General features: G+C 32.7%; 17 protein-coding genes. 4 read left to right on the forward strand and 13 right to left on the reverse strand.

The genetic code is table 11. The features are described 5' to 3' along the window. The first annotated feature begins 60 nt into the window (after nucleotides 1-60). Nucleotides 61-1,002, forward strand: a complete 942-nt coding sequence (locus tag ACFS5J_RS12925) for a fasciclin domain-containing protein (RefSeq protein ID WP_379812652.1) — start codon at nucleotides 61-63, stop codon at nucleotides 1,000-1,002. A 49-nt stretch (nucleotides 1,003-1,051) separates the two neighbouring features. Here ACFS5J_RS12925 and yidC read toward each other — a convergent pair whose 3' ends face one another. From yidC to ACFS5J_RS12985, 12 genes are all read right to left on the reverse strand, one after another. Continuing rightward, complete coding sequence (gene yidC / locus ACFS5J_RS12930; RefSeq protein ID WP_379812653.1) at nucleotides 1,052-2,935, reverse strand: membrane protein insertase YidC; 1,884 nt, start codon at nucleotides 2,933-2,935, stop codon at nucleotides 1,052-1,054. A gap of 69 nt (nucleotides 2,936-3,004) precedes the next feature. Then, entirely contained in the window at nucleotides 3,005-4,621 is a 1,617-nt protein-coding gene (locus tag ACFS5J_RS12935; RefSeq protein ID WP_379812654.1) for a CTP synthase, read from the reverse strand. Nucleotides 4,622-4,713: 92 nt separating this feature from the next. Further along, entirely contained in the window at nucleotides 4,714-4,947 is a 234-nt protein-coding gene (locus ACFS5J_RS12940) for a DUF3820 family protein (RefSeq protein ID WP_379812655.1), read from the reverse strand. Beyond that, nucleotides 4,947-5,354 (reverse strand): OsmC family protein, encoded by a 408-nt coding sequence (locus tag ACFS5J_RS12945; protein ID WP_379812656.1) that lies wholly within the window; start codon nucleotides 5,352-5,354, stop codon nucleotides 4,947-4,949. Before ACFS5J_RS12945 ends, ACFS5J_RS12940 begins: the two co-directional genes overlap by 1 nt. Next, a complete protein-coding gene (locus ACFS5J_RS12950) occupies nucleotides 5,354-7,264 on the reverse strand; it encodes a LysM peptidoglycan-binding domain-containing protein (protein ID WP_379812657.1) in 1,911 nt (636 codons plus the stop codon). The genes ACFS5J_RS12945 and ACFS5J_RS12950 overlap by 1 nt, the downstream gene beginning before the upstream one ends. A 100-nt stretch (nucleotides 7,265-7,364) precedes the next feature. Then, complete coding sequence (guaA, locus tag ACFS5J_RS12955) at nucleotides 7,365-8,897, reverse strand: glutamine-hydrolyzing GMP synthase (RefSeq protein ID WP_379812658.1); 1,533 nt, start codon at nucleotides 8,895-8,897, stop codon at nucleotides 7,365-7,367. Nucleotides 8,898-8,953: 56 nt separating this feature from the next. Next, nucleotides 8,954-10,132 (reverse strand): AIR synthase related protein, encoded by a 1,179-nt coding sequence (locus tag ACFS5J_RS12960; protein ID WP_379812659.1) that lies wholly within the window; start codon nucleotides 10,130-10,132, stop codon nucleotides 8,954-8,956. 76 nt (nucleotides 10,133-10,208) lie between these two features. Continuing rightward, nucleotides 10,209-10,652, reverse strand: a complete 444-nt coding sequence (locus ACFS5J_RS12965) for a hypothetical protein (protein ID WP_379812660.1) — start codon at nucleotides 10,650-10,652, stop codon at nucleotides 10,209-10,211. Nucleotides 10,653-10,660: 8 nt separating this feature from the next. Next, the gene (locus tag ACFS5J_RS12970) at nucleotides 10,661-11,482 is read right to left on the reverse strand and encodes an OmpA family protein (RefSeq protein ID WP_379812661.1); all 822 of its coding nucleotides are present in this window, start codon (nucleotides 11,480-11,482) and stop codon (nucleotides 10,661-10,663) included. A gap of 54 nt (nucleotides 11,483-11,536) precedes the next feature. Next, entirely contained in the window at nucleotides 11,537-12,388 is an 852-nt protein-coding gene (locus ACFS5J_RS12975) for an OmpA family protein (RefSeq protein WP_379812662.1), read from the reverse strand. A gap of 9 nt (nucleotides 12,389-12,397) precedes the next feature. Continuing rightward, nucleotides 12,398-13,180, reverse strand: a complete 783-nt coding sequence (locus ACFS5J_RS12980) for an OmpA family protein (protein ID WP_379812663.1) — start codon at nucleotides 13,178-13,180, stop codon at nucleotides 12,398-12,400. 93 nt (nucleotides 13,181-13,273) lie between these two features. Then, nucleotides 13,274-15,463 (reverse strand): glutamine synthetase III family protein, encoded by a 2,190-nt coding sequence (locus tag ACFS5J_RS12985; protein ID WP_379812664.1) that lies wholly within the window; start codon nucleotides 15,461-15,463, stop codon nucleotides 13,274-13,276. A 136-nt stretch (nucleotides 15,464-15,599) separates the two neighbouring features. On the opposite strand from ACFS5J_RS12985, the gene ACFS5J_RS12990 reads away from it, so the two are divergent. Next, the gene (locus ACFS5J_RS12990; RefSeq protein WP_379812666.1) at nucleotides 15,600-16,178 is read left to right on the forward strand and encodes a DUF1543 domain-containing protein; all 579 of its coding nucleotides are present in this window, start codon (nucleotides 15,600-15,602) and stop codon (nucleotides 16,176-16,178) included. A 44-nt stretch (nucleotides 16,179-16,222) separates the two neighbouring features. Here the strand turns inward: ACFS5J_RS12990 and ACFS5J_RS12995 are convergent, their stop codons facing one another. Continuing rightward, a complete protein-coding gene (locus ACFS5J_RS12995) occupies nucleotides 16,223-16,747 on the reverse strand; it encodes a hypothetical protein (RefSeq protein ID WP_379812667.1) in 525 nt (174 codons plus the stop codon). Nucleotides 16,748-17,584: 837 nt separating this feature from the next. Here ACFS5J_RS12995 and ACFS5J_RS13000 point away from each other — a divergent pair. Both ACFS5J_RS13000 and ACFS5J_RS13005 read left to right on the forward strand, forming a co-directional pair. Next, nucleotides 17,585-17,734, forward strand: a complete 150-nt coding sequence (locus tag ACFS5J_RS13000; protein WP_379812669.1) for a hypothetical protein — start codon at nucleotides 17,585-17,587, stop codon at nucleotides 17,732-17,734. Nucleotides 17,735-18,805: 1,071 nt separating this feature from the next. Continuing rightward, nucleotides 18,806-19,231 (forward strand): hypothetical protein, encoded by a 426-nt coding sequence (locus tag ACFS5J_RS13005; RefSeq protein WP_379812671.1) that lies wholly within the window; start codon nucleotides 18,806-18,808, stop codon nucleotides 19,229-19,231. The last annotated feature ends 288 nt before the right edge of the window (nucleotides 19,232-19,519 follow it).

Raw genomic sequence — 19,519 nt, forward strand, 5'->3', positions numbered from 1 at the left:
TAATCTTTTTTATTTTGTTTAATGTTTTTTTAAATTTGATTAAACAAAACTAATTTACTTATGAAATTTAATGCAAAACTAATGAAATTAATGTTATGGATGGTAATTCCATTTACTTTGTTATCATGTTCAGATGATGACACAATTAATGTACCAGAAAACAATAGTATAACCGCTATTGCTTCGCGAACTCCTCAATTCAGCATTTTAGTAGATGCCTTAGTAAAAGCTGGATTAGCAGAAACGTTAAACCAGAACGGTTCTTATACTGTTTTTGCACCAACTAACAGTGCTTTTACTGATTTTTTAAATGACAAAGGATTTAATTCCTTAAATGATGTACCAGTAGATGCTTTAAAAGAAATATTACTTAACCATGTTGTAAGTGGTACAAACCTATCATCCAACCTAACAACAGGATATGTAAAAACTCTTGGAAAAGGATCTGCTTCTACTACAAATACCTTATCAATGTTCATCAACACAAATTCCGGTGTAGTATTAAACGGAATTTCGACAGTTACAACAGCTGATATTTTAGCCGATAATGGTGTTATTCATGAGGTTAATACTGTAATTGATTTACCTACTATTGTAACGCATGCTCTGGCAAATCCAAATTTTAGCACACTTACAAGTATATTAAGCCAACAAGGACTTGTACCTACACTTGCTGGTGAAAGTGGATCACCGTTTACCGTATTTGCACCAGATAATAATGCATTCATGACCTTTGAAATGGAAAACCCAGGCACTTTGGCTAGTTTAACATCAAATCAAGTTACATCGGTACTTACTTACCATGTTGTAGGTGGTGCAAATGTTGTATCAACAGGAATTCCTACAACTCCTATTACAACATTAGAAACAGGAACATTTACTATTAATGGAACTGTAATTACAGATGAATCTAACAGAGAGACTAATATAATAGCTGTTGACATACAAGCATCAAATGGAATAATACATGTTCTCGATAATATATTACTTCCTAATCTTTAATTTATAGTACAAAAAAAAGCCTTGAAATAATCAAGGCTTTTTTTATATATTATTTTTTTGCATTTTTCTGCGCTTCTGCCTGCTCCATCATTTCACGCATTTTCTTTTGAAACTTGCTTTCCTTACTTGGCTTGGCTTTGTTTTCTTGAATTTTAGCATGAATTTTATCTTCTTTTACGATATAATTTTTAATTACCAACATAATTCCAATTGTAATTAAGTTAGATATAAAATAATATAACGATAAACCTGAAGCATAATTATTAAAAAAGAACAACATCATTACAGGTGATATATACAACATCATCTTCATGATTTTACCCATATCCGGCATACCTTCTTGTTGTGGCGCACTCATTTGTTGGTCACCAGTTGTCATTCTCATGTAGAAGAAAATAGCAACAGAAGCTAAAATTGGGAACAAACTTACGTGGTCACCATAAAAAGGAATCTTAAATGGTAATTGGTATATACTGTCATATGACGATAAATCATCTGCCCATAAGAAACTTTTCTGACGTAAATCAAACATCGATGGGAAAAACTGGAATAATGCATAGAAAACTGGCATCTGCATTAAAGCTGGAATACATCCCGCCATTGGGTTAACCCCTGCTTTACCATACAATTTCATAGTTTCTTGTTGTTTCTTCATCGGATTGTCTTTAAACTTCTCGTTTAATTCTGCAATCTCCGGACGAAGTACTTTCATCTTAGCTTGAGAAACATATGATTTATATGTTACTGGCGACATTACCAAACGTACCAAAATAGTAAACACTATAATTGAAATACCATAAGGTAAAAATCCGCTAATGAAACCAAACACAGGAATAAAGATCCAACGGTTAATCCATCCGAAAATCCCCCACCCTAGTGGCATAATTTCATCTAAATTACGGTGGTAATCGTTCAAAATTTGATATTTTGCTGGACCATAATACCAATTCATATTATAAGCAACAGCACCATTTTTAACTTCTAATGGAGCTTTTAATGAGAAATTTTTAGTAAATAATGTATCTACATCTTCATTTTGGACTAAGTTTTCCGATTTTAATTCAGCTACTTTGAAAGGTGTATCTGTTAATAAAATTGAAGTAAAATGATGTTGTTTGAAAGCAACATAAGTAACTTCTTCAGCTGTATCTTCAGCTAAAGCTTTTTGAGCATTTAAATAATCATCTTTACCACCTTCATATTCGAAAACGATTTCAGAATAACGGTTTTCATACGAAATACTTTTTTCGTTACGGTATGTTTTCATTTGCCACTCCAAATCGATAGGCTTTGAAGGATTAATTACATTCTCTAAACCTTGAGAACGAATTGCAAAATCCAACATATATTCTTTTGGCTTTAAAACATATCGGTATTCTAAAAACTGATTAGGTCCCGCTTTTAATTGCATTGTTAACACTTGATTTTCACCCTCAGTACTCAACTTAGGCTCAAAATACATGTCTTTTGTATGCAATACTCTATTATCAGCTGTGTTTAACGTTAAATTGAAATTTGCATTATTGTCTTTGATTAACTGAATCAGTTTTCCTGACTCCTTTTCAAATTGGTCATATCCAATTACAGTTGCTTCAGAAATATAACCTCCTTTGTTTGAAATTTTTAACGATAAAACATCATTTTTAATTTCAGTTACGGCATTTGTTGCAGATGGTAATGAAGCCGAATAAGCAAAAGATCCTAATTGCGCTTGTAATTTTGACTGCTGAAGCGAATCCATTTCAGCAACTGCAACAGTCTCATTACTTATTTTATTTGCTACAGCTTTTGCTGTATCCACTTGTTCTTGTTTCGCTTTTTCAGCGTCTATTTCTTCTTGAGTAGGTGCATTTGAATACAACATCCAAATCATTACTACTGAAATCAGTACAAAACCAATAATAGATTTAAGGTCAAACTTTTTTTCTTCCATTTTATATATGAGTTGTTTCAATTCATCTTTGCTTGAAAACTTCCAAACAAACATGAATTAAACAAATTATTATTTGCTCTTTTTATATTTAACTGCAGCAGCAACTAAACTCACAAAAAGTGGGTGTGGATTAGCTACAGTACTTTTATATTCTGGGTGGTATTGAACCCCAATAAAAAATGGGTGTGTAGGAATTTCAACAACTTCTACCAAACCTGTATCTGGGTTAACACCAGAGGCTTTTAAACCAGCATCTTCCAGCTTATTTAAATACTCACCATTAAATTCATAACGGTGACGGTGACGTTCCATGATGTCTGATTTTCCATAGATAGAATGTGCCAAAGTATTGTCTTTTAAGCTACATTTCCATGCTCCCAAACGCATAGTTCCACCTTTGTTTTCTACGTCTTTTTGCTCTTCCATTAAACTAATTACTGGATGTGCAGTACCTTCATTCATTTCAGTTGAATTAGCATCTTTCAAACCTAAAACGTTTCTAGAATACTCAATAACAGCCATTTGCATACCCAAACAAATACCTAAAAATGGTATATTGTTTTCACGTACATAACGAACTGTATCAATTTTCCCTTCGATACCTCTGCTTCCGAAACCTGGCGCAACAAGAATACCATCAAGACCTTTTAATTGTTCTTCAGCTGTTTTAGCATCTAAATATTCCGAGTGTACTGAAACAACGTTTACCTTAGTTTCATTTGCGGCACCTGCATGAATGAACGCTTCTAAGATTGATTTATAAGAATCTTGTAATTCTACATATTTACCAACTAAACCAATATTAACTTCATGCTTAGGGTTTTTCAACTTGCGCAAGAACTCGTTCCATTGTTTTAAGTCTGGAGTATTTTTTTCTGGTAATCCCAAACGCTTAAGTGAAACGGTATCTAAACCTTCTTCAAGCATTAAGTTTGGAACATCATAAATAGTAGATGCATCAATAGATTGAATTACTGCTTCTTTCTTAACATTACAGAACAATGCTAATTTCTGACGTAAATCATCCGATAATTCATGCTCTGTTCTACAAACTAATATATCAGCCTTAATTCCACTTTCCATTAAAGTTTTAACAGAGTGCTGTGTAGGTTTTGTTTTTAACTCACCTGCTGCAGCCAAATAAGGAATTAAAGTTAAATGAATACAAATTCCGTTTTCATCTCCTAGTTCCCACAACAATTGACGCACTGATTCAATGTATGGTAATGATTCGATATCACCAACCGTTCCACCAATCTCAGTAATTACAATATCATACTCTCCTGTTTGACCAAGAAGTTGCATTCTTGATTTGATTTCATTTGTAATATGAGGTACAACTTGAACCGTTTTACCTAAAAACTCACCACGACGCTCTTTTTCAATAACAGATAAGTATACTCTTCCGGTAGTTACATTATTCGCTTGAGAAGTAGGAACGTTAAGAAAACGCTCATAATGTCCTAAATCCAAATCGGTTTCAGCTCCATCATCTGTTACATAACACTCTCCATGCTCATATGGATTAAGTGTCCCCGGATCAACATTTAGATACGGATCAAACTTTTGAATTGTTGTACGATACCCTCTTGCCTGCAATAATTTAGCTAAAGAAGCTGCGATAATTCCTTTTCCTAAAGAAGAAGTCACACCTCCTGTAACAAAAATATACTTTGTCTGATTCATTTTGATATTGTTTGTTGTGTTGTTGCTTAAAAAACTTGGCAAAAATACAATTTATAATTGAGATTTAACAACGGATAAATGACAATATTTTATTAAGAATTCGTTTTAGGAAAGTTCCTTCTAATATTTCTTATTAATTCTTCTAGTCCGTTTAATTTAAGTTCGTGAACCAATTTAAGTTGTTCACCAAGTTGCCCTTTCGGAAATCCTTTGTTGGCATACCAAACAATATAATACTCTGGCAAGTCAATAAGAAAATACCCTTCGTATTTTCCGAAGGGCATTTTGGTATGGGCTAATTTAATAAGTTGCTCATGTTGCGTCATTATTCTTTCCAGTTAAAAGTGACATTCTTAATAATATCGGGATGTAAACTATACAATACCGGACATGTTAAGGCCGTACGTTCTAAAATGGTTTTAGTTTTTTCATCAGGATTAATCGTCATGATAAAAACAACATGAATTTCTGAAATTCGTCTCGGATCTGCAGCCATAATTTTAGTAACTTCAGCTGTAGAACTCGAAAAATCGACCCCTAAATCACGCGCTTTTATCCCCATAACCGTAAACATACAACTCGCTAATCCGTTTGCAACTGTATCTGTAGGTGAAAAAGCTTCACCTTTTCCATTGTTATCAACAGGTGCATCAGAAACAATAATTGATCCCGATTGTAAGTGTTCAGAAGATGTGCGTAAATCTCCTAAATATGTAACTTTTGAAGTTGCCATTATAATGCTTTTTTAATTGAATAATCCTTATCGTAGTACTGTAAATAAACTGCTGTATTCACATTTACACCATTATCTATATCATAATTGAATGCACTTTCCACGTATTCTGTGCGATACTTCGCCACACTTGTACTATAACCGTCTTTTTGACAGATTCTCAAAAGCGTATCAAACGTAGTATCAAAACCTGCAATTACTTTAGAATTTGGTGCAGCACCATATTTTTTTCGATATTCCTTTTCAAATAAAAGAGATGATGGAGTTTCTACATCATTATGAGTTGAAGGGAATAACATTTTAAGCTCCATTAAATTTGCGATTGGAATTTCTTCATAATCCAATGTATCATACAACTCTAAAACTACCAATTGTATATTAAACTCCTCTTTCAGTTTCATCAAATAATTGGTAACATTCATTACTTGCCTTGCTTTTTCAGAATCTAAAATCACAAAATTCAAACGTTCTTTTACCAATTGACTTTGAATGGCCTCCATTGTAACATCCCCTTTTTCATTGTAAACCGGATATTTTACATTAGTAAAATGAGATTGTAAAAAATCTTTTGATGATTTTTTCTTTTGACTAATAACTGCAACTATATTACCATTTTTAGCATTCATATAATCAAAAAGAGCCGTATACAAACGTTTATCCGTTGGGATAGCATTGTATAAATTAGGTAAAGGCTGACTCTTCTCTTTTGACAAAGGCGAAATTACCGGAACATTATAAGGCGCTAGATATTTAGCAGCACTTTCCACATGTGAATTGTAAAATGGCCCAATAACAGCATTTACTGATGAAAAATTTTGACTAGAAAGAATTTTTGCAACATTTGAACTGTTTCGAGAACTTTCAACATTTACAATTTTCACTGTAACAGGAAGGCCTAATACTTTAGCAGAATCTATAGCCATAAGCGCACCTGAATAGTAATCCAAAGTTAAATTCAAAAGTTTATCATCCTTAACAAATTCTTTATACGTTTTTGAGGAATCCGCATCCATTTTAGCCATATTAAATGGTAACAACATTACCAATTCTTTACGCGTGTTAAAATCAACAGAATCAATTAATCTAACTAATGGTTTAACTTTTAAAATCGTATCAGAGAGCACAACCTTAGAAGGCAACTTTAATTGCATTCCATCTTTTAAACCGTTACTCAATTCTGGATTCAAAGTAATCAATTCATTTGGCGTAACATTGAATTGTTTCGACAAACTAAAAATTGTCTCTTTTGGTTTTACTGTATAAAGATTCTCAGTATCATTAACTGAAGTAAGCGCAACTTTATTTTCGGTTTTAATCGTTAAAACATCGCCAACATTCAAACCCGATTCTTTCAATTGGGGATTTAACTTTTCTAAATCAGTGATTGAAATATTATATTTTTTTGAAATACCATATACCGTTTCTTGGGTTTTTACTACATGCGAAAAAGTAGAAGTAGTACTGGTAACAGTAGTCTTGTTAACTAAGTCATTATTTTTAGGTACAAATGTTTTTGAGACCACCAATTCTTGACCTATTTGCAATCCATTAGTTACTAATTCTGGATTCCATTCTTTTAAATCAGTGATAGAAACTTGGTATTTTTTAGCTAAACTAAAAAGCGTTTCCTTAGGCGCAACCTTATGGATAGTTGTTCCGCTAGCTGAAGTAGTTTTAGTGGCTACTTTTGAAGATGCTTTTGGAATTAACAAAGTTGTATTTTCACTAATACTTTCCTTTGCATCTGGGTTCAAACGGTAAATATCAAAAGGAGTTACATTATACTTTTTTGCGATTTGATAAACCGTCTCTCCTTTTTGTACTTTGTGTTTGGTGTAGGGCTCTTGTGTAGTTTGTGCCACACAAGTGGAAAATAGCATTACAAAAAATACAACTTTAATTAACTTCATCTTTTAAATTTTATGTATAAAAAAAACAATAACAATATCAATGCCAATTTAAACTTTAAAAGTTAAAAAAAGAAATTTACTGTTATTGTTTTTTGATTTTTTATTCCCACTCAATAGTTGCAGGCGGCTTAGAGCTAATATCGTAAACAACTCTATTCACACCTTTAACTTTATTGATGATTTCATTTGAAGTTTTCATCAAAAACTCATATGGCAAGTGTACCCAATCTGCCGTCATACCATCAGTCGATTCAACAGCTCTTAATGCAACAACTTTCTCATAAGTACGCTCATCTCCCATTACACCAACACTATTTACTGGAAGTAAAATAGCTCCTGCTTGCCATACTTTATCATACAAACCGTGCTCTTTTAATCCGTTGATAAAAATAGCATCTACTTCTTGAAGAATAGCTACTTTTTCTGGAGTGATATCCCCTAAAATACGAATTGCTAAACCTGGACCAGGGAAAGGATGACGCCCTAATAACTCTGGATCAATTCCTAAAGTTGCTCCTACTCTACGTACTTCATCTTTAAACAACATACGCAATGGCTCAACAATTTTCAATTTCATGAAATCTGGCAAACCACCTACATTATGATGCGATTTAATTGTAGCAGATGGACCGCCTGTAGCAGAAACCGACTCGATAACATCAGGATAAATAGTACCTTGACCTAAATATTTCACATCTGTCAATTGGTGTGCTTCATCATCAAATACTTCGATAAAAGCATTACCGATTGCTTTACGTTTTGCTTCTGGATCATCAAGACCTGCTAAAGCATCGTAAAAACGTTGTGATGCATCAACACCTTTTACATTTAATCCCATCCCTTTGTATTGATCCAAAACACTTTGGAATTCATTTTTACGCAAAAGTCCGTTGTTAACGAAAATACAATATAAGTTTGAACCAATAGCTTTGTTCAATAAAACAGCCGCAACTGTTGAATCAACACCTCCTGAAAGACCTAAAACTACTTTATCATTTCCTATTTTTTCTTTCATTTCAGCAACAATCTCTTCAACGAAAGCATTTGGTGTAAAGTTTTGTGGAACTTCAGCAATTTTCACTAGGAAGTTCTCTAACATTTGTTTACCGTCAGTTGAGTGGTAAACCTCTGGGTGAAACTGTATTGCATAAGTTGTTTCCCCTTCAATTTTATAAGCAGCATTTTCAACATCTTTAGTACTTGCTAAACGCACAGCACCTGTTGGCAACGCTTTAATAGTATCTGAGTGACTCATCCAAACTTGGCTTCCTGCCGACACACCTTCTAAAAAGACTTCATTCTCTTTAATATAAGAAAGATTTGCTCTACCGTATTCACGAATGTTTGAAGGCGCAACCTCTCCACCTGAAAAATGTGCTAAATATTGTGCACCATAACAAACTGCTAATAAAGGCTTTTTACCTCTAATCTCCGATAAGTCTGGGTGCGGAGCATCTTCTGCACGAACCGAAAATGGACTTCCTGAAAGAATTACAGCTTTATAGCTTGATAAATCTTTAGGAGGATTATTATATGGAAATATTTCACAAAAAATATTCAGCTCTCTTACTCTACGTGCAATCAACTGCGTGTATTGCGAACCGAAATCTAAAATTAATACGTTGTGCTGCATTTTATCTATGTGTATTATGTTTGTGTTTATGATATTACGAAATACGAGACTACTTTTTAATATTCAAAAGTTCCGTACTCACTTGTAATCGTTAATTTTTTATTTTCAGAAGCCTCTACTCTACCAACAATTTGCGCATCAATATTGAATGATTTTGAAATTTCAATAATATCTTGAGCAACTGCTGCTGGAACATAGATCTCCATACGGTGCCCACAGTTGAAAACTTGATACATTTCTTTCCAATCTGTTTTAGATTGCTCTTGAATCAATTTAAACAAAGGAGGGACTGGAAATAAATTATCTTTTACTACGTGTACATTATCTACAAAGTGAAGCACTTTTGTTTGTGCTCCTCCACTGCAATGCACCATTCCGTGAATTTCACTTGAAGTATATTTCGACAATATCTTTTTGATAACTGGCGCGTATGTTCTTGTTGGCGACAACACCAATTTACCAGCATCAATAGGACTATTTTCAACAGCATCCGTTAATTTTGTTTGACCTGAATACACCAATTCATTTGGTACAGAAGCATCAAAACTTTCTGGGTATTTTTCTGCTAAGTATTTAGCAAAAACATCATGACGAGCAGAAGTCAAACCATTACTTCCCATACCACCATTGTATTCTTTTTCATAAGTAGCCTGACCGAAAGAAGCCAAACCTACGATTACATCACCTGCTTGAATATTAGCATTATCAATTACATCAGCACGCTTCATACGAGCCGTAACTGTTGAATCAACGATAATAGTACGAACTAAATCTCCTACATCTGCAGTCTCACCACCAGTAGAATTAATCGTTACTCCAAACTCTTTTAAATCGGAAATTAATTCTTCGGTACCGTTTATGATTGCCGATAAAACTTCAGCTGGAATTACACTTTTATTTCTTCCAATTGTTGAAGACAACAAAATATTATCGGTAGCACCTACACATAGTAAATCATCAATATTCATAATCAAGGCATCTTGAGCAATACCTTTCCAAACAGATAAATCACCTGTTTCTTTCCAGTACATATAAGCTAATGACGATTTTGTACCTGCACCATCAGCATGCATAATAATACAATAATCTTCATCATTTGTTAAATAATCTGGGATAATTTTACAGAATGCTTTTGGAAACAATCCTTTATCGATGTTTTTAATCGCATTATGAACATCTTCTTTTGAAGCCGAAACTCCTCTTAAATTGTAGCGTTTACTAGTATCAGAACTCATTGAAAGTTGTTTGTAGTGTTGTGCCGCAAAGATAGTTAGTTAATTTCTAAAATGGAAAAAATTGACCCATCAAAAACTATATTTTAATAATATAAACCGAATTCACTAATTCTGTCTCATTATTTGGCGTTACTACATTTGAAATTGTATGCATGGTAAAACATTCCTGTTCTACTTTATTTATATCAAACTGTATATCAACCGTTTTTGTTTCCATAGTCTCCAAATTATTCAATTTAACCACAACACTTCCACTTGTTAAATTTTTATATTCTGGCACAATATGAATTACATTCAAATCTGTAATAATGCTAAATGACACATCATTTTCCTCACTATCCAATACGACAACCTGATTTTCAGCAAAACTACCGTTTGCAAAAACATTCTCACCGCTTGTAGCATCAATTAACTCAACAAAAAAAGATGGCGCTTCTGGTGATTTAGCATCTTTACAATCATCTGAACAACTTGTAAACAAGCCAACTACCAATATTAATACACTCCAATATTTTTTCATATCAAACACTATCTTTTACTTAAAATTTCAATTTCTACTCTTCTATTTTCTGCAGCCTGCTGTTCATTTTCTTCCGGTATTGGATAAATCGGTTGCGTTGTTCCAAAACCTGTTACTGTAATTCGATGCTGTTGAATACCCTTAAATACCAAAAAACGTCGCACTTGCTTTGCTCTATCCAAAGACAAATTTCTTCGATCGATATCAATACAACAAATATGTCCTTGAATTTGGATACGCAATCCAGGGTTATTTTGCATTACAAACAACAAATCGTATAAAGCTTCATTTGATTCGGGTGTAATAGCAAAAGTATTTTGATAAAAATTTATATTCTTCAATACAATTTTGGTCCCAACATTTGCCAATGCAATCTTTTCATGCAACGGTAAATTATCCGGAATTTCGACTTCTTTGATTTCCTCCGGAATTCCCAAAACTTCATTTTCTTTATGCAAATCCGCTTCCTTTAAATAATAAATAGATGCACGTCTGTTCTTGGCTTTATCAATATCTTGAATGAAGTTTTCCCCGAAACTTATCGTTTTAAAATCTTCTCTAATTTTTACTTTATTTTCAATTTGACCATAAATAAACGACACTCTCTTTTGCGCCAAAGTATCGTTGTACCCAGTAGAACCAACTTCATCTGTAAATCCGTGAATTGCCAAGATTTTTGATGTTGTATTAACTGCTACCCAATCTGACAATCTTTTCTTCTCGCGATCTGACAATTCAAACTTATTGGTTTGAAAATAAAAAGAAATAGTATCTTGACTATAAATTAGAAAACTATTTAAAAATATAACTATGTATATAAAAAACCTCATTTGTTTATTTTTTACGAAGTAACAACTTTTTATATAAACTATAAAAACAGAAGATTACTTTTCTAAAATTAAAATTTCCACCCTTCTATTTTGAAGCGCTTCATAGCCGTTCTTTTCTGGTATTCTAAATTTAGGCTTACTTGAACCGAATCCCAAGCATGCTAATCTTTCTTTTTCAACTCCACCTTTTACAAAGTATTCCTTTACAGCTTGCGCACGTTTCAAAGACAAATTAGAATCATCACGTGGCACACAACAAATATGTCCAAATATCACAATTTCTATCGCTTTATTCTTTAGCAACACATCAAGCCATTTCTCTAACTCTCTTTCAGAACTGAGCAATAATCTTGCCGAGTCAAAATCAAACTGTATGTTTCGAAGTGTAAACACCACTCCACTAGAAACCAATTCTATTTGTTGCTCCAGAGACAATTCTGCACTTACGTGCTGCGATTCAAAATCAACTATTGCCACATTATCGATTTTCTTTTGAATTAAAAATGAATTAACAATATCCTCTTCTAAAAAAAGATACTCCTTTGGCAAAAAATACACATCAACCCTTCTGTTTTCAGCATCTAAATCAGACTTGGAATCTTTTTCACCTAAAGCTAATGACCTAAAATCTTCACGATAATTAACTTTACCATTAATTTGTTCAATTACAAAATCTACTCTTTTTTGAGACAAAGTATCATTGTAACTCTCACTTCCTTTTTCATCAGCAGCTCCTGTTATCGAAAGAATTTTTGAATCAGCGTTCAACTTTATCCAATTATCCAACTCCTCCAACTGATCCTTTTTCAATTCCGATTTATTAAAATCAAAATAAAAAGTAACCGACTCTTGAGCAAACGAAAAAGCCAAAGTCAAAAAAGCAAAAACAACTGTAAATGTTTTCATTCTAAAATTCTATTTTTCCAAAATTAAAATTTCCACTCTACGGTTTGCATTACGTTCCTCATCGTTTTTTTCTGGAATTTGATAAACCGGCTTAGAACTCCCGAAACTTTTATAACGTAATCGATCTCGTGCAATTCCATTTTTTACTAAAAAATTATAAACTGCCACAGCTCTCACTTTTGCTATATCCTCTTCATCTTTTCCGGTTTGACAACAAATATGACCTTGAATCTCAATTTTTATTTTTGGATTCCTTTTTAAAACTTCAAATAAATCAATCAATACCGGTTTAGACTTTGGAACAACTATACCCGAACGATTATAAAAGTACAAATTCTCCAATCGGATTGTTTCTCCAATTTTAGAGTTCATTACAATAGAATCCAAATTAACCACTTTAATTTCTTCTTTGTTTACAACCTTTTCGACGTCTTTTCGCAATTGATTGTAATAGACATCAACTCTTCTATTTAATTCTTGTTGTTTATTCTGAACAAAACTATTCCCAAATCCCTTAAATTCAATAACATCTGAAATATTCACTGACGACTCCAATGCTTCAAAGACCGTTTTTATCCGTTTATAAGACAATGTATCGTTATAAGCAGCGGTACCTACCCTATCACAAAAGCCTTCGACTTTTACCACCTCAATATCTTTATTAGAATTCATCCAACTTTGTAAAATTTCTTGTTGTTCACTATTGAACTTATACTCATTAAAGTCAAAATAAAAACTTTCCTTCTCTTGAGCAAAACCAAAAATTGAAATAAAAAGTAGTAAAAATCTCATATTATATTTTAAGATTGAAACGCAAAATCAAAACATTTAGTATAAAAAAAGCCTATCCGTAATGGATAGGCTTTTTTATAATATACAGTTCGATTATCTTACAAACAACAACTCTCTGTATTTTACTAATGTCCACATTTCGTCGTCAACTAATAATTCTAATTTATCTGAATGATAACGAATTTCATCAAAATAAGGTTTTACTTTATTGCAATACGCGTCAGCCATTTCAACTACAGAAGTTAGTTTATTTGCTTTTTTACGCTCTTCAATCATTGCTTCAACCTTAGAGTTGATTCCTTCAATGTGCTCTGAAATCTCTTTAATTAAAATGATTTGCTCCTTAGCGATACCTTCAAAATCTTTACCGAAAATTTCTTTTAAACCTTTAACGTTTTCAATTAAAGTATTTTGGTACTTGATAGCCGTAGGAATCACGTGGTTTCTAGCGATATCACCTAACACACGACCTTCAATTTGAATTTTCTTAACGTACTCTTCAACTTCAATTTCGTAACGTGCTTCAACCTCAACATGGTTCATGATATTCAACCCTTCAAACAATTCTAAAGCATTTTTAGCAACTTTTGCTTTTAATGCCTCTGGAGTTGTTTTATGGTTACTCAATCCGCGTTTAGCCGCTTCTATTTCCCATGCATCACTATATCCGTCACCTTCAAACAAAATTGCTTTTGTTGTTTTGATGTACTCTCTTAATACATTGAAGATAGCCTCATCTTTCTTTAAATCTTTTTTCTCGATTAAAGCATCAACCTCAACTTTGAAATCTTTTAATTGTTTTGCAACAATAGCATTCAAAGTAGTCATTGAAGTAGCACAGTTAGCCGTAGAACCTACTGCTCTAAACTCAAACTTGTTACCTGTAAATGCAAATGGAGATGTTCTGTTTCTATCTGTATTATCTAAAAGTAAGTCTGGAATTTTTCCAACTACGTTTAATTTTAAATCGGTTTTCTCTTCTGGAGATAATTTTCCTTTAGTTACTCCTTCTAATTCAGCCAATACTTTTGTCAATTGGTCTCCAATAAAAATAGAGATAATTGCAGGTGGTGCTTCATTAGCTCCTAAACGGTGATCATTACTTGCAGATGCAATAGACGCACGCATTAATTCTTCATAATCATGAACCGCTTTAATTGTATTGATGAAGAATGTAAGGAATTGCAAATTGCTCATTGGCGTTTTACCTGGAGATAACAAGTTCACACCTGTATCTGTAGCCAACGACCAGTTATTGTGTTTTCCAGATCCATTAACTCCTTTGAATGGTTTTTCGTGGAATAACACTTTATAATCATGACGCTCTGCAACTTTTTGCATTACATCCATCAATAATGAATTGTGGTCAACTGCCAAGTTTGTCTCTTCGAAAATTGGTGCCAACTCAAACTGATTTGGTGCCACTTCATTGTGACGTGTTTTAACTGGGATACCCAATAACATACACTCATTTTCTAAATCACGCATGTAATTTAAAACACGAGATGGAATTGATCCAAAATAGTGGTCTTCTAATTGTTGTCCTTTTGCAGAAGTATGACCCAACAACGTTCTTCCTGTCAACATTAAATCAGGACGTGCATTTGCTAAAGCTTTATCTACTAAGAAATATTCTTGCTCCCACCCTAAAGTTGGCGTTACTTTCTTAACATTTTTATCAAAATATTTCGCTACATCAGTTGCAGCCTCATCGATAACACTTAATGCTCTTAATAAAGGTGTTTTATTATCTAAAGCTTCACCTGTATACGAAACGAATACGGTTGGAATACACAATGTAGTACCATAAATAAAAGCAGGAGACGTTGGATCCCAAGCTGTATATCCACGTGCTTCAAAAGTATTTCTAATACCTCCATTTGGAAAAGAAGAAGCATCTGGTTCTTGTTGCACTAGTTGTGTTCCTCCAAATTTCTCTACTGGATCACTTCCGTCAAATGATGTTTCAAAGAATGCATCATGCTTTTCAGCTGTAGTACCTGTTAATGGTTGGAACCAGTGAGTATAATGCGTAACTCCTTTATTTAACGCCCACTCTTTCATTCCCATTGCAACATATTCTGCAATATTACGATCAATTTTTGTACCATGCTGAATAGCATTCTGTACTGCTTTATAAGCATCTGGAGTCAAAAACTGACGCATTGCTTTATCATTAAATACATTAGAACCAAAAATTACTGATTTTCGGTCTAATTTTTCAACTGCTACAGGTTTTCTGTTTGCTGTTTCTGCTAATGCACGAAAACGAAATGTTGACATAAAATGTGTTTTTAAAAGTTATACCCCTTTTTTTTACAGGGGCAAATATACAAAATATATATAAACCACCAAAAACACCCCTTAATTAAAACATATTAACAACATTTAACACATCATTCCTTAAAAATCACACCAAATGAATAACTTTGCATTGATGCGTACACTTAAATTATACATGATCATGCTTGGTTGTACCCCAAAAGGGAGGTATACAGAGCAACACGACATCTTTTTTGGAATAGGAAGTTCACTGAAAGACCTAATTCCGGATATGATTGCTTTTTGGCCTGAAGCAGAAGGTCAACTACATATTGATGCATGGCAAGAAGTCACTTTAGTTGATGGATATACAATAGAAGTACTTTCAAGTACTGAAAAAAAAGCTCAAGAAGAGCGATTATTCTTTTTGAATTTGGGTGGTTACAAAGAAGGTGAATTTGAAGAATATCATTATAAGGTCTTAGTAGTAGCCAAAACTAAAGCTGAAGCCATCAAAAAATCCAAACAAACTACCTTTTATAAACATTGTGGTTTTAAAGGTGCTGCTTCACATATTGATGATCAATACGGTATAGATGTGGACAACCTTTACAATATTGAAGATATTCTCAATGAAAAGTATAAAAGACAGTTTCAACTAAAAATTACCAAAACCAACAATACAGCAGAAGATCAAAAACACATTGGTTACTTAAAGTTGGATAAAATCAAATAAAAAGAGCGACTGTTTGAGCCGCTCTTTTTTATCTTAAGAAACTATTATAATTCTATTTTAGTTAATTTGGAATCGTCTAAATTGTAATATTCAAGTACCGCTTTGTAATCATTAAAGTCCACTGGTGCCGCCATTTTATTCCCAAAATTAGCCGGTATAATAACCACTCTAAAAATTTGATTTTGTGTCCAGCTCGCATCTAAGGTATTTAAATCAAAATTAGCATCTAAAAAAACAAAAGCTTCAGTTGTTGTAAAATCAAAATTATAATCCAATTCACCACCTCCATTGAAATAATACGTTTGTGGCATCAATCTCCATACATCTTGCCCGTTAATTACATCGTACAAATGGTAAACTAAAACCATATCTGAATTGTAAATTGTATAGGGATAATTCAAATAAACACCAAAACCATTAGCTGGATTAAAATCAACATTGGTATACTCCAATACTTCGCTTATTGTATCGTAATCAATTCCATCGTCTTGAATGTATACTTCTTCTTTCGTACAGCTTTGTAACGTAATCATCCCGATTAAAGCTAATATTAAGGTAATTTTTTTCATAACTAGTCGTTTTTAATTGTTTTACATCTTTTGGTTAACCAATTGTCGTGCCAAAAATAATTTTAAATTTTTAGCCTCCCTAAAAATAACAAATCTATTTAAACTACCTACTCTTAAAAAACCAATATTTTTTTCATACACTCTCCATGCATTATCCATGCTTTATCTATGCTTTATCCATGCACTATCTATAAGGCATGTTTTGGTTAAAATTTGTATTAAAATAACTACAAAAAATTAAGTAACAGTTGGAGAAAGATTGTCCATTTCGGGGTCGAAATAATAAGAAGGAGTAGCATTTAATTGAAAAAAAATAAATCATCAGAAAAAAGTAGTTCTACTAACTAAAAAAAAAAATAGTCTTTTCCTGTACTATTTATACGCTAACTATGGGACATGTATGGAGTATGTATAAAACAGACAGGCAGTAGTGATGCTTTTCATTTGTGTGCTTAAGTATAGCATACTACAATTGTAGTTGTTTTTATATAAAAATATCACTTTTACTTTTAATGATACTCTACCTTGTTTTTTGGCTGTTTTTCTTTTTAAGATTACTTTTTGGTGACTCTATTATTTTTTCATATTTTTATAATTTATTAAACGTCAATTAGTTATAATTATTTGCCTTAAAAAAAATATGGCATTACGAAGCTTAACCTTATTGTATTGTATTTTGATTATGACACCGCTTCTGTAAAAGCAATAAAAGCTTTTGTAGTGGTGTACCTCAAAACGTTGAATTGTTGGTATTTCCCTTATAACCAAGGATAGCATCAATAATTTTTGACTGTTTTTCATAGCGAAACGACAATCATTGGTACTTCAAAAACACTGGTGGCCGACCGTAACCGTCGTGTATATCCACCCATAGTTGGCAACAACGCCCTTCAGTTGACACCAAAATTGGTTCAACCTGAACATAAGCCTGAACGTCATTGGGCTGCAACACTTCGCTTTACCGTATTGGAACTTATGGGCTACTAATGAGTTTTTAAAATGCAGTATCATCATGAGTGCTCGAGGCTATTATAGCGAATAAAGGCGTATTTAAAAAAACGTTTAGTAAATATTTCCTAAAAGCGTTTCATTAGTCCAACAAAAAAGTAAGCGTTTTGTTGGAACGTGATTTTATTGCCTAATATTTGTTCTTTTTGAAAGACTTGAATAAAATAAATTTTTCTGCTGACGTTTTGTAATGCATGCAAGTGTTTTTCCGTAATGTTTTACTTGAAAACGGAATGCCCATCCGCTTTCTAGAAATATTAAAGTATATAACGCAGGTAAAAGATGATGTTTCATACCCAAGTGCGAAATGAGGCACGGGATAAGATTATGAGTCCACTGGATAAAATTGTTGATATGAATAAAAAGATCGATTCTTAAAATAGCAAAAAGTTATATATATTTGAACATATTTACTAGTTAGTAGCTATTTATAAAAACTGCTTAAAAAAAACCTCTTGAAAAATATATTTAGTAATATCTTAAAATCAAATTATGAAAAACACGCATTACTATTATGCTTACTCTGTTTATTAGGAATGTTAATTGGAAACTTTTCTGAAATATTTAGATACTCAGAATTAAGATATTTATATCACTTTGCCTGGATTACTTCATACATTTTTGTTTTTAGTTCCTTACTTTGGAGTGGTGTAAATTCAATTTTAATACTTGGAGATAGCTACGTAAATTTGAAAAGAAAAATATTTTGGATTTTGATAAGTTTAGGTCCAATTTTGCTTTTTATGTTATTTATAGTTTTAATAATCTTACATAAATATAACTCAAACGGTATTCAATTGCCTAATGGTGAATATATATCTGCACCTGAAAATTAAAAACAGCTACTAACAGCCATTTGTAGCAATTGCTAGGCTTGGGTTACTTCGGAATTTTCTCCGAAAATTCCACTAGGAGTTTTGTACTTGTTAACTTTTAATATAAATTTACGCAACTGCCGCAAGTGGCAAACCGTTGTATGCAATTAAAACGAACTCTTGAAAATTGAATTGGATATTAAGAAATACAAGTAAGTTAAAATATCATACGAATTTGAATATCTTGCTCAAACCAATTGAAAATGATATTCAGAATTTGAAATGGTTAATTTCGGATTTAGAAATAAATACATCTGAAATGGAAAAACTGCCAATTAATCACGAAAAAGATTGGTTTCTGATTTCATCTCAAGAAATGAAAGCAATTTGTGAAACTGACACTCAAATTGTTTGGGGAGCTTTTTCTGGAATTGACAAAAATACGGAATTGAAAACTGACCGAATTGAATTTCCTTATGCAGATGGAAATGAAGAAATATGGAAAAACGGAAATTTACAAGTTGAGAATTCTATAGTGGAGATAATTGCTTGGGACAGTTCTTACACGATTGTTAAGTTTACTGAAAAAGAAATGTCTGATAAGTTTAAAGAATACTTTGAAGAAGCAATCGAACTGGAAAAATATAAATGGAAAAAATAACTGCATACAACAATGGCTATAAGTAATTGCTTGTTCTCGACTACTTCTGAAAATCCTCGCGGATTTTCAGTTTGGTGTGTACTTGCAAAATTAAGTGCTAACCCACGCAACTACTCATAGCCGAGACCGTTACCATACATTTAAACAATACTATGTCTAAAATTAAAACTAAACCGAATATTGGAGATAGATTCACAGCTGGGTTTGTTGATTACATTTTAATTTATGGGATATCTTTCATCTCGATTTTTATTTTTGGAGAACCGAATAACGACGGTGGTTATTCAC

Source organism: Flavobacterium chuncheonense (genome assembly GCF_042686145.1).
GTDB lineage: Bacteria > Bacteroidota > Bacteroidia > Flavobacteriales > Flavobacteriaceae > Flavobacterium > Flavobacterium chuncheonense.

Excerpts from the sequence above, each read along its gene's own strand:
- ACFS5J_RS12925 (WP_379812652.1), top strand. The coding sequence starts at position 61 with ATGAAATTTAATGCAAAACTAATGAAATTAATGTTATGGATGGTAATT.
- yidC (WP_379812653.1), bottom strand. The coding sequence starts at position 2,935 with ATGGAAGAAAAAAAGTTTGACCTTAAATCTATTATTGGTTTTGTACTG.
- ACFS5J_RS12935 (WP_379812654.1), bottom strand. The coding sequence starts at position 4,621 with ATGAATCAGACAAAGTATATTTTTGTTACAGGAGGTGTGACTTCTTCT.
- ACFS5J_RS12940 (WP_379812655.1), bottom strand. The coding sequence starts at position 4,947 with ATGACGCAACATGAGCAACTTATTAAATTAGCCCATACCAAAATGCCC.
- ACFS5J_RS12945 (WP_379812656.1), bottom strand. The coding sequence starts at position 5,354 with ATGGCAACTTCAAAAGTTACATATTTAGGAGATTTACGCACATCTTCT.
- ACFS5J_RS12950 (WP_379812657.1), bottom strand. The coding sequence starts at position 7,264 with ATGAAGTTAATTAAAGTTGTATTTTTTGTAATGCTATTTTCCACTTGT.
- guaA (WP_379812658.1), bottom strand. The coding sequence starts at position 8,897 with ATGCAGCACAACGTATTAATTTTAGATTTCGGTTCGCAATACACGCAG.
- ACFS5J_RS12960 (WP_379812659.1), bottom strand. The coding sequence starts at position 10,132 with ATGAGTTCTGATACTAGTAAACGCTACAATTTAAGAGGAGTTTCGGCT.
- ACFS5J_RS12965 (WP_379812660.1), bottom strand. The coding sequence starts at position 10,652 with ATGAAAAAATATTGGAGTGTATTAATATTGGTAGTTGGCTTGTTTACA.
- ACFS5J_RS12970 (WP_379812661.1), bottom strand. The coding sequence starts at position 11,482 with ATGAGGTTTTTTATATACATAGTTATATTTTTAAATAGTTTTCTAATT.
- ACFS5J_RS12975 (WP_379812662.1), bottom strand. The coding sequence starts at position 12,388 with ATGAAAACATTTACAGTTGTTTTTGCTTTTTTGACTTTGGCTTTTTCG.
- ACFS5J_RS12980 (WP_379812663.1), bottom strand. The coding sequence starts at position 13,180 with ATGAGATTTTTACTACTTTTTATTTCAATTTTTGGTTTTGCTCAAGAG.
- ACFS5J_RS12985 (WP_379812664.1), bottom strand. The coding sequence starts at position 15,463 with ATGTCAACATTTCGTTTTCGTGCATTAGCAGAAACAGCAAACAGAAAA.
- ACFS5J_RS12990 (WP_379812666.1), top strand. The coding sequence starts at position 15,600 with ATGAATAACTTTGCATTGATGCGTACACTTAAATTATACATGATCATG.
- ACFS5J_RS12995 (WP_379812667.1), bottom strand. The coding sequence starts at position 16,747 with ATGAAAAAAATTACCTTAATATTAGCTTTAATCGGGATGATTACGTTA.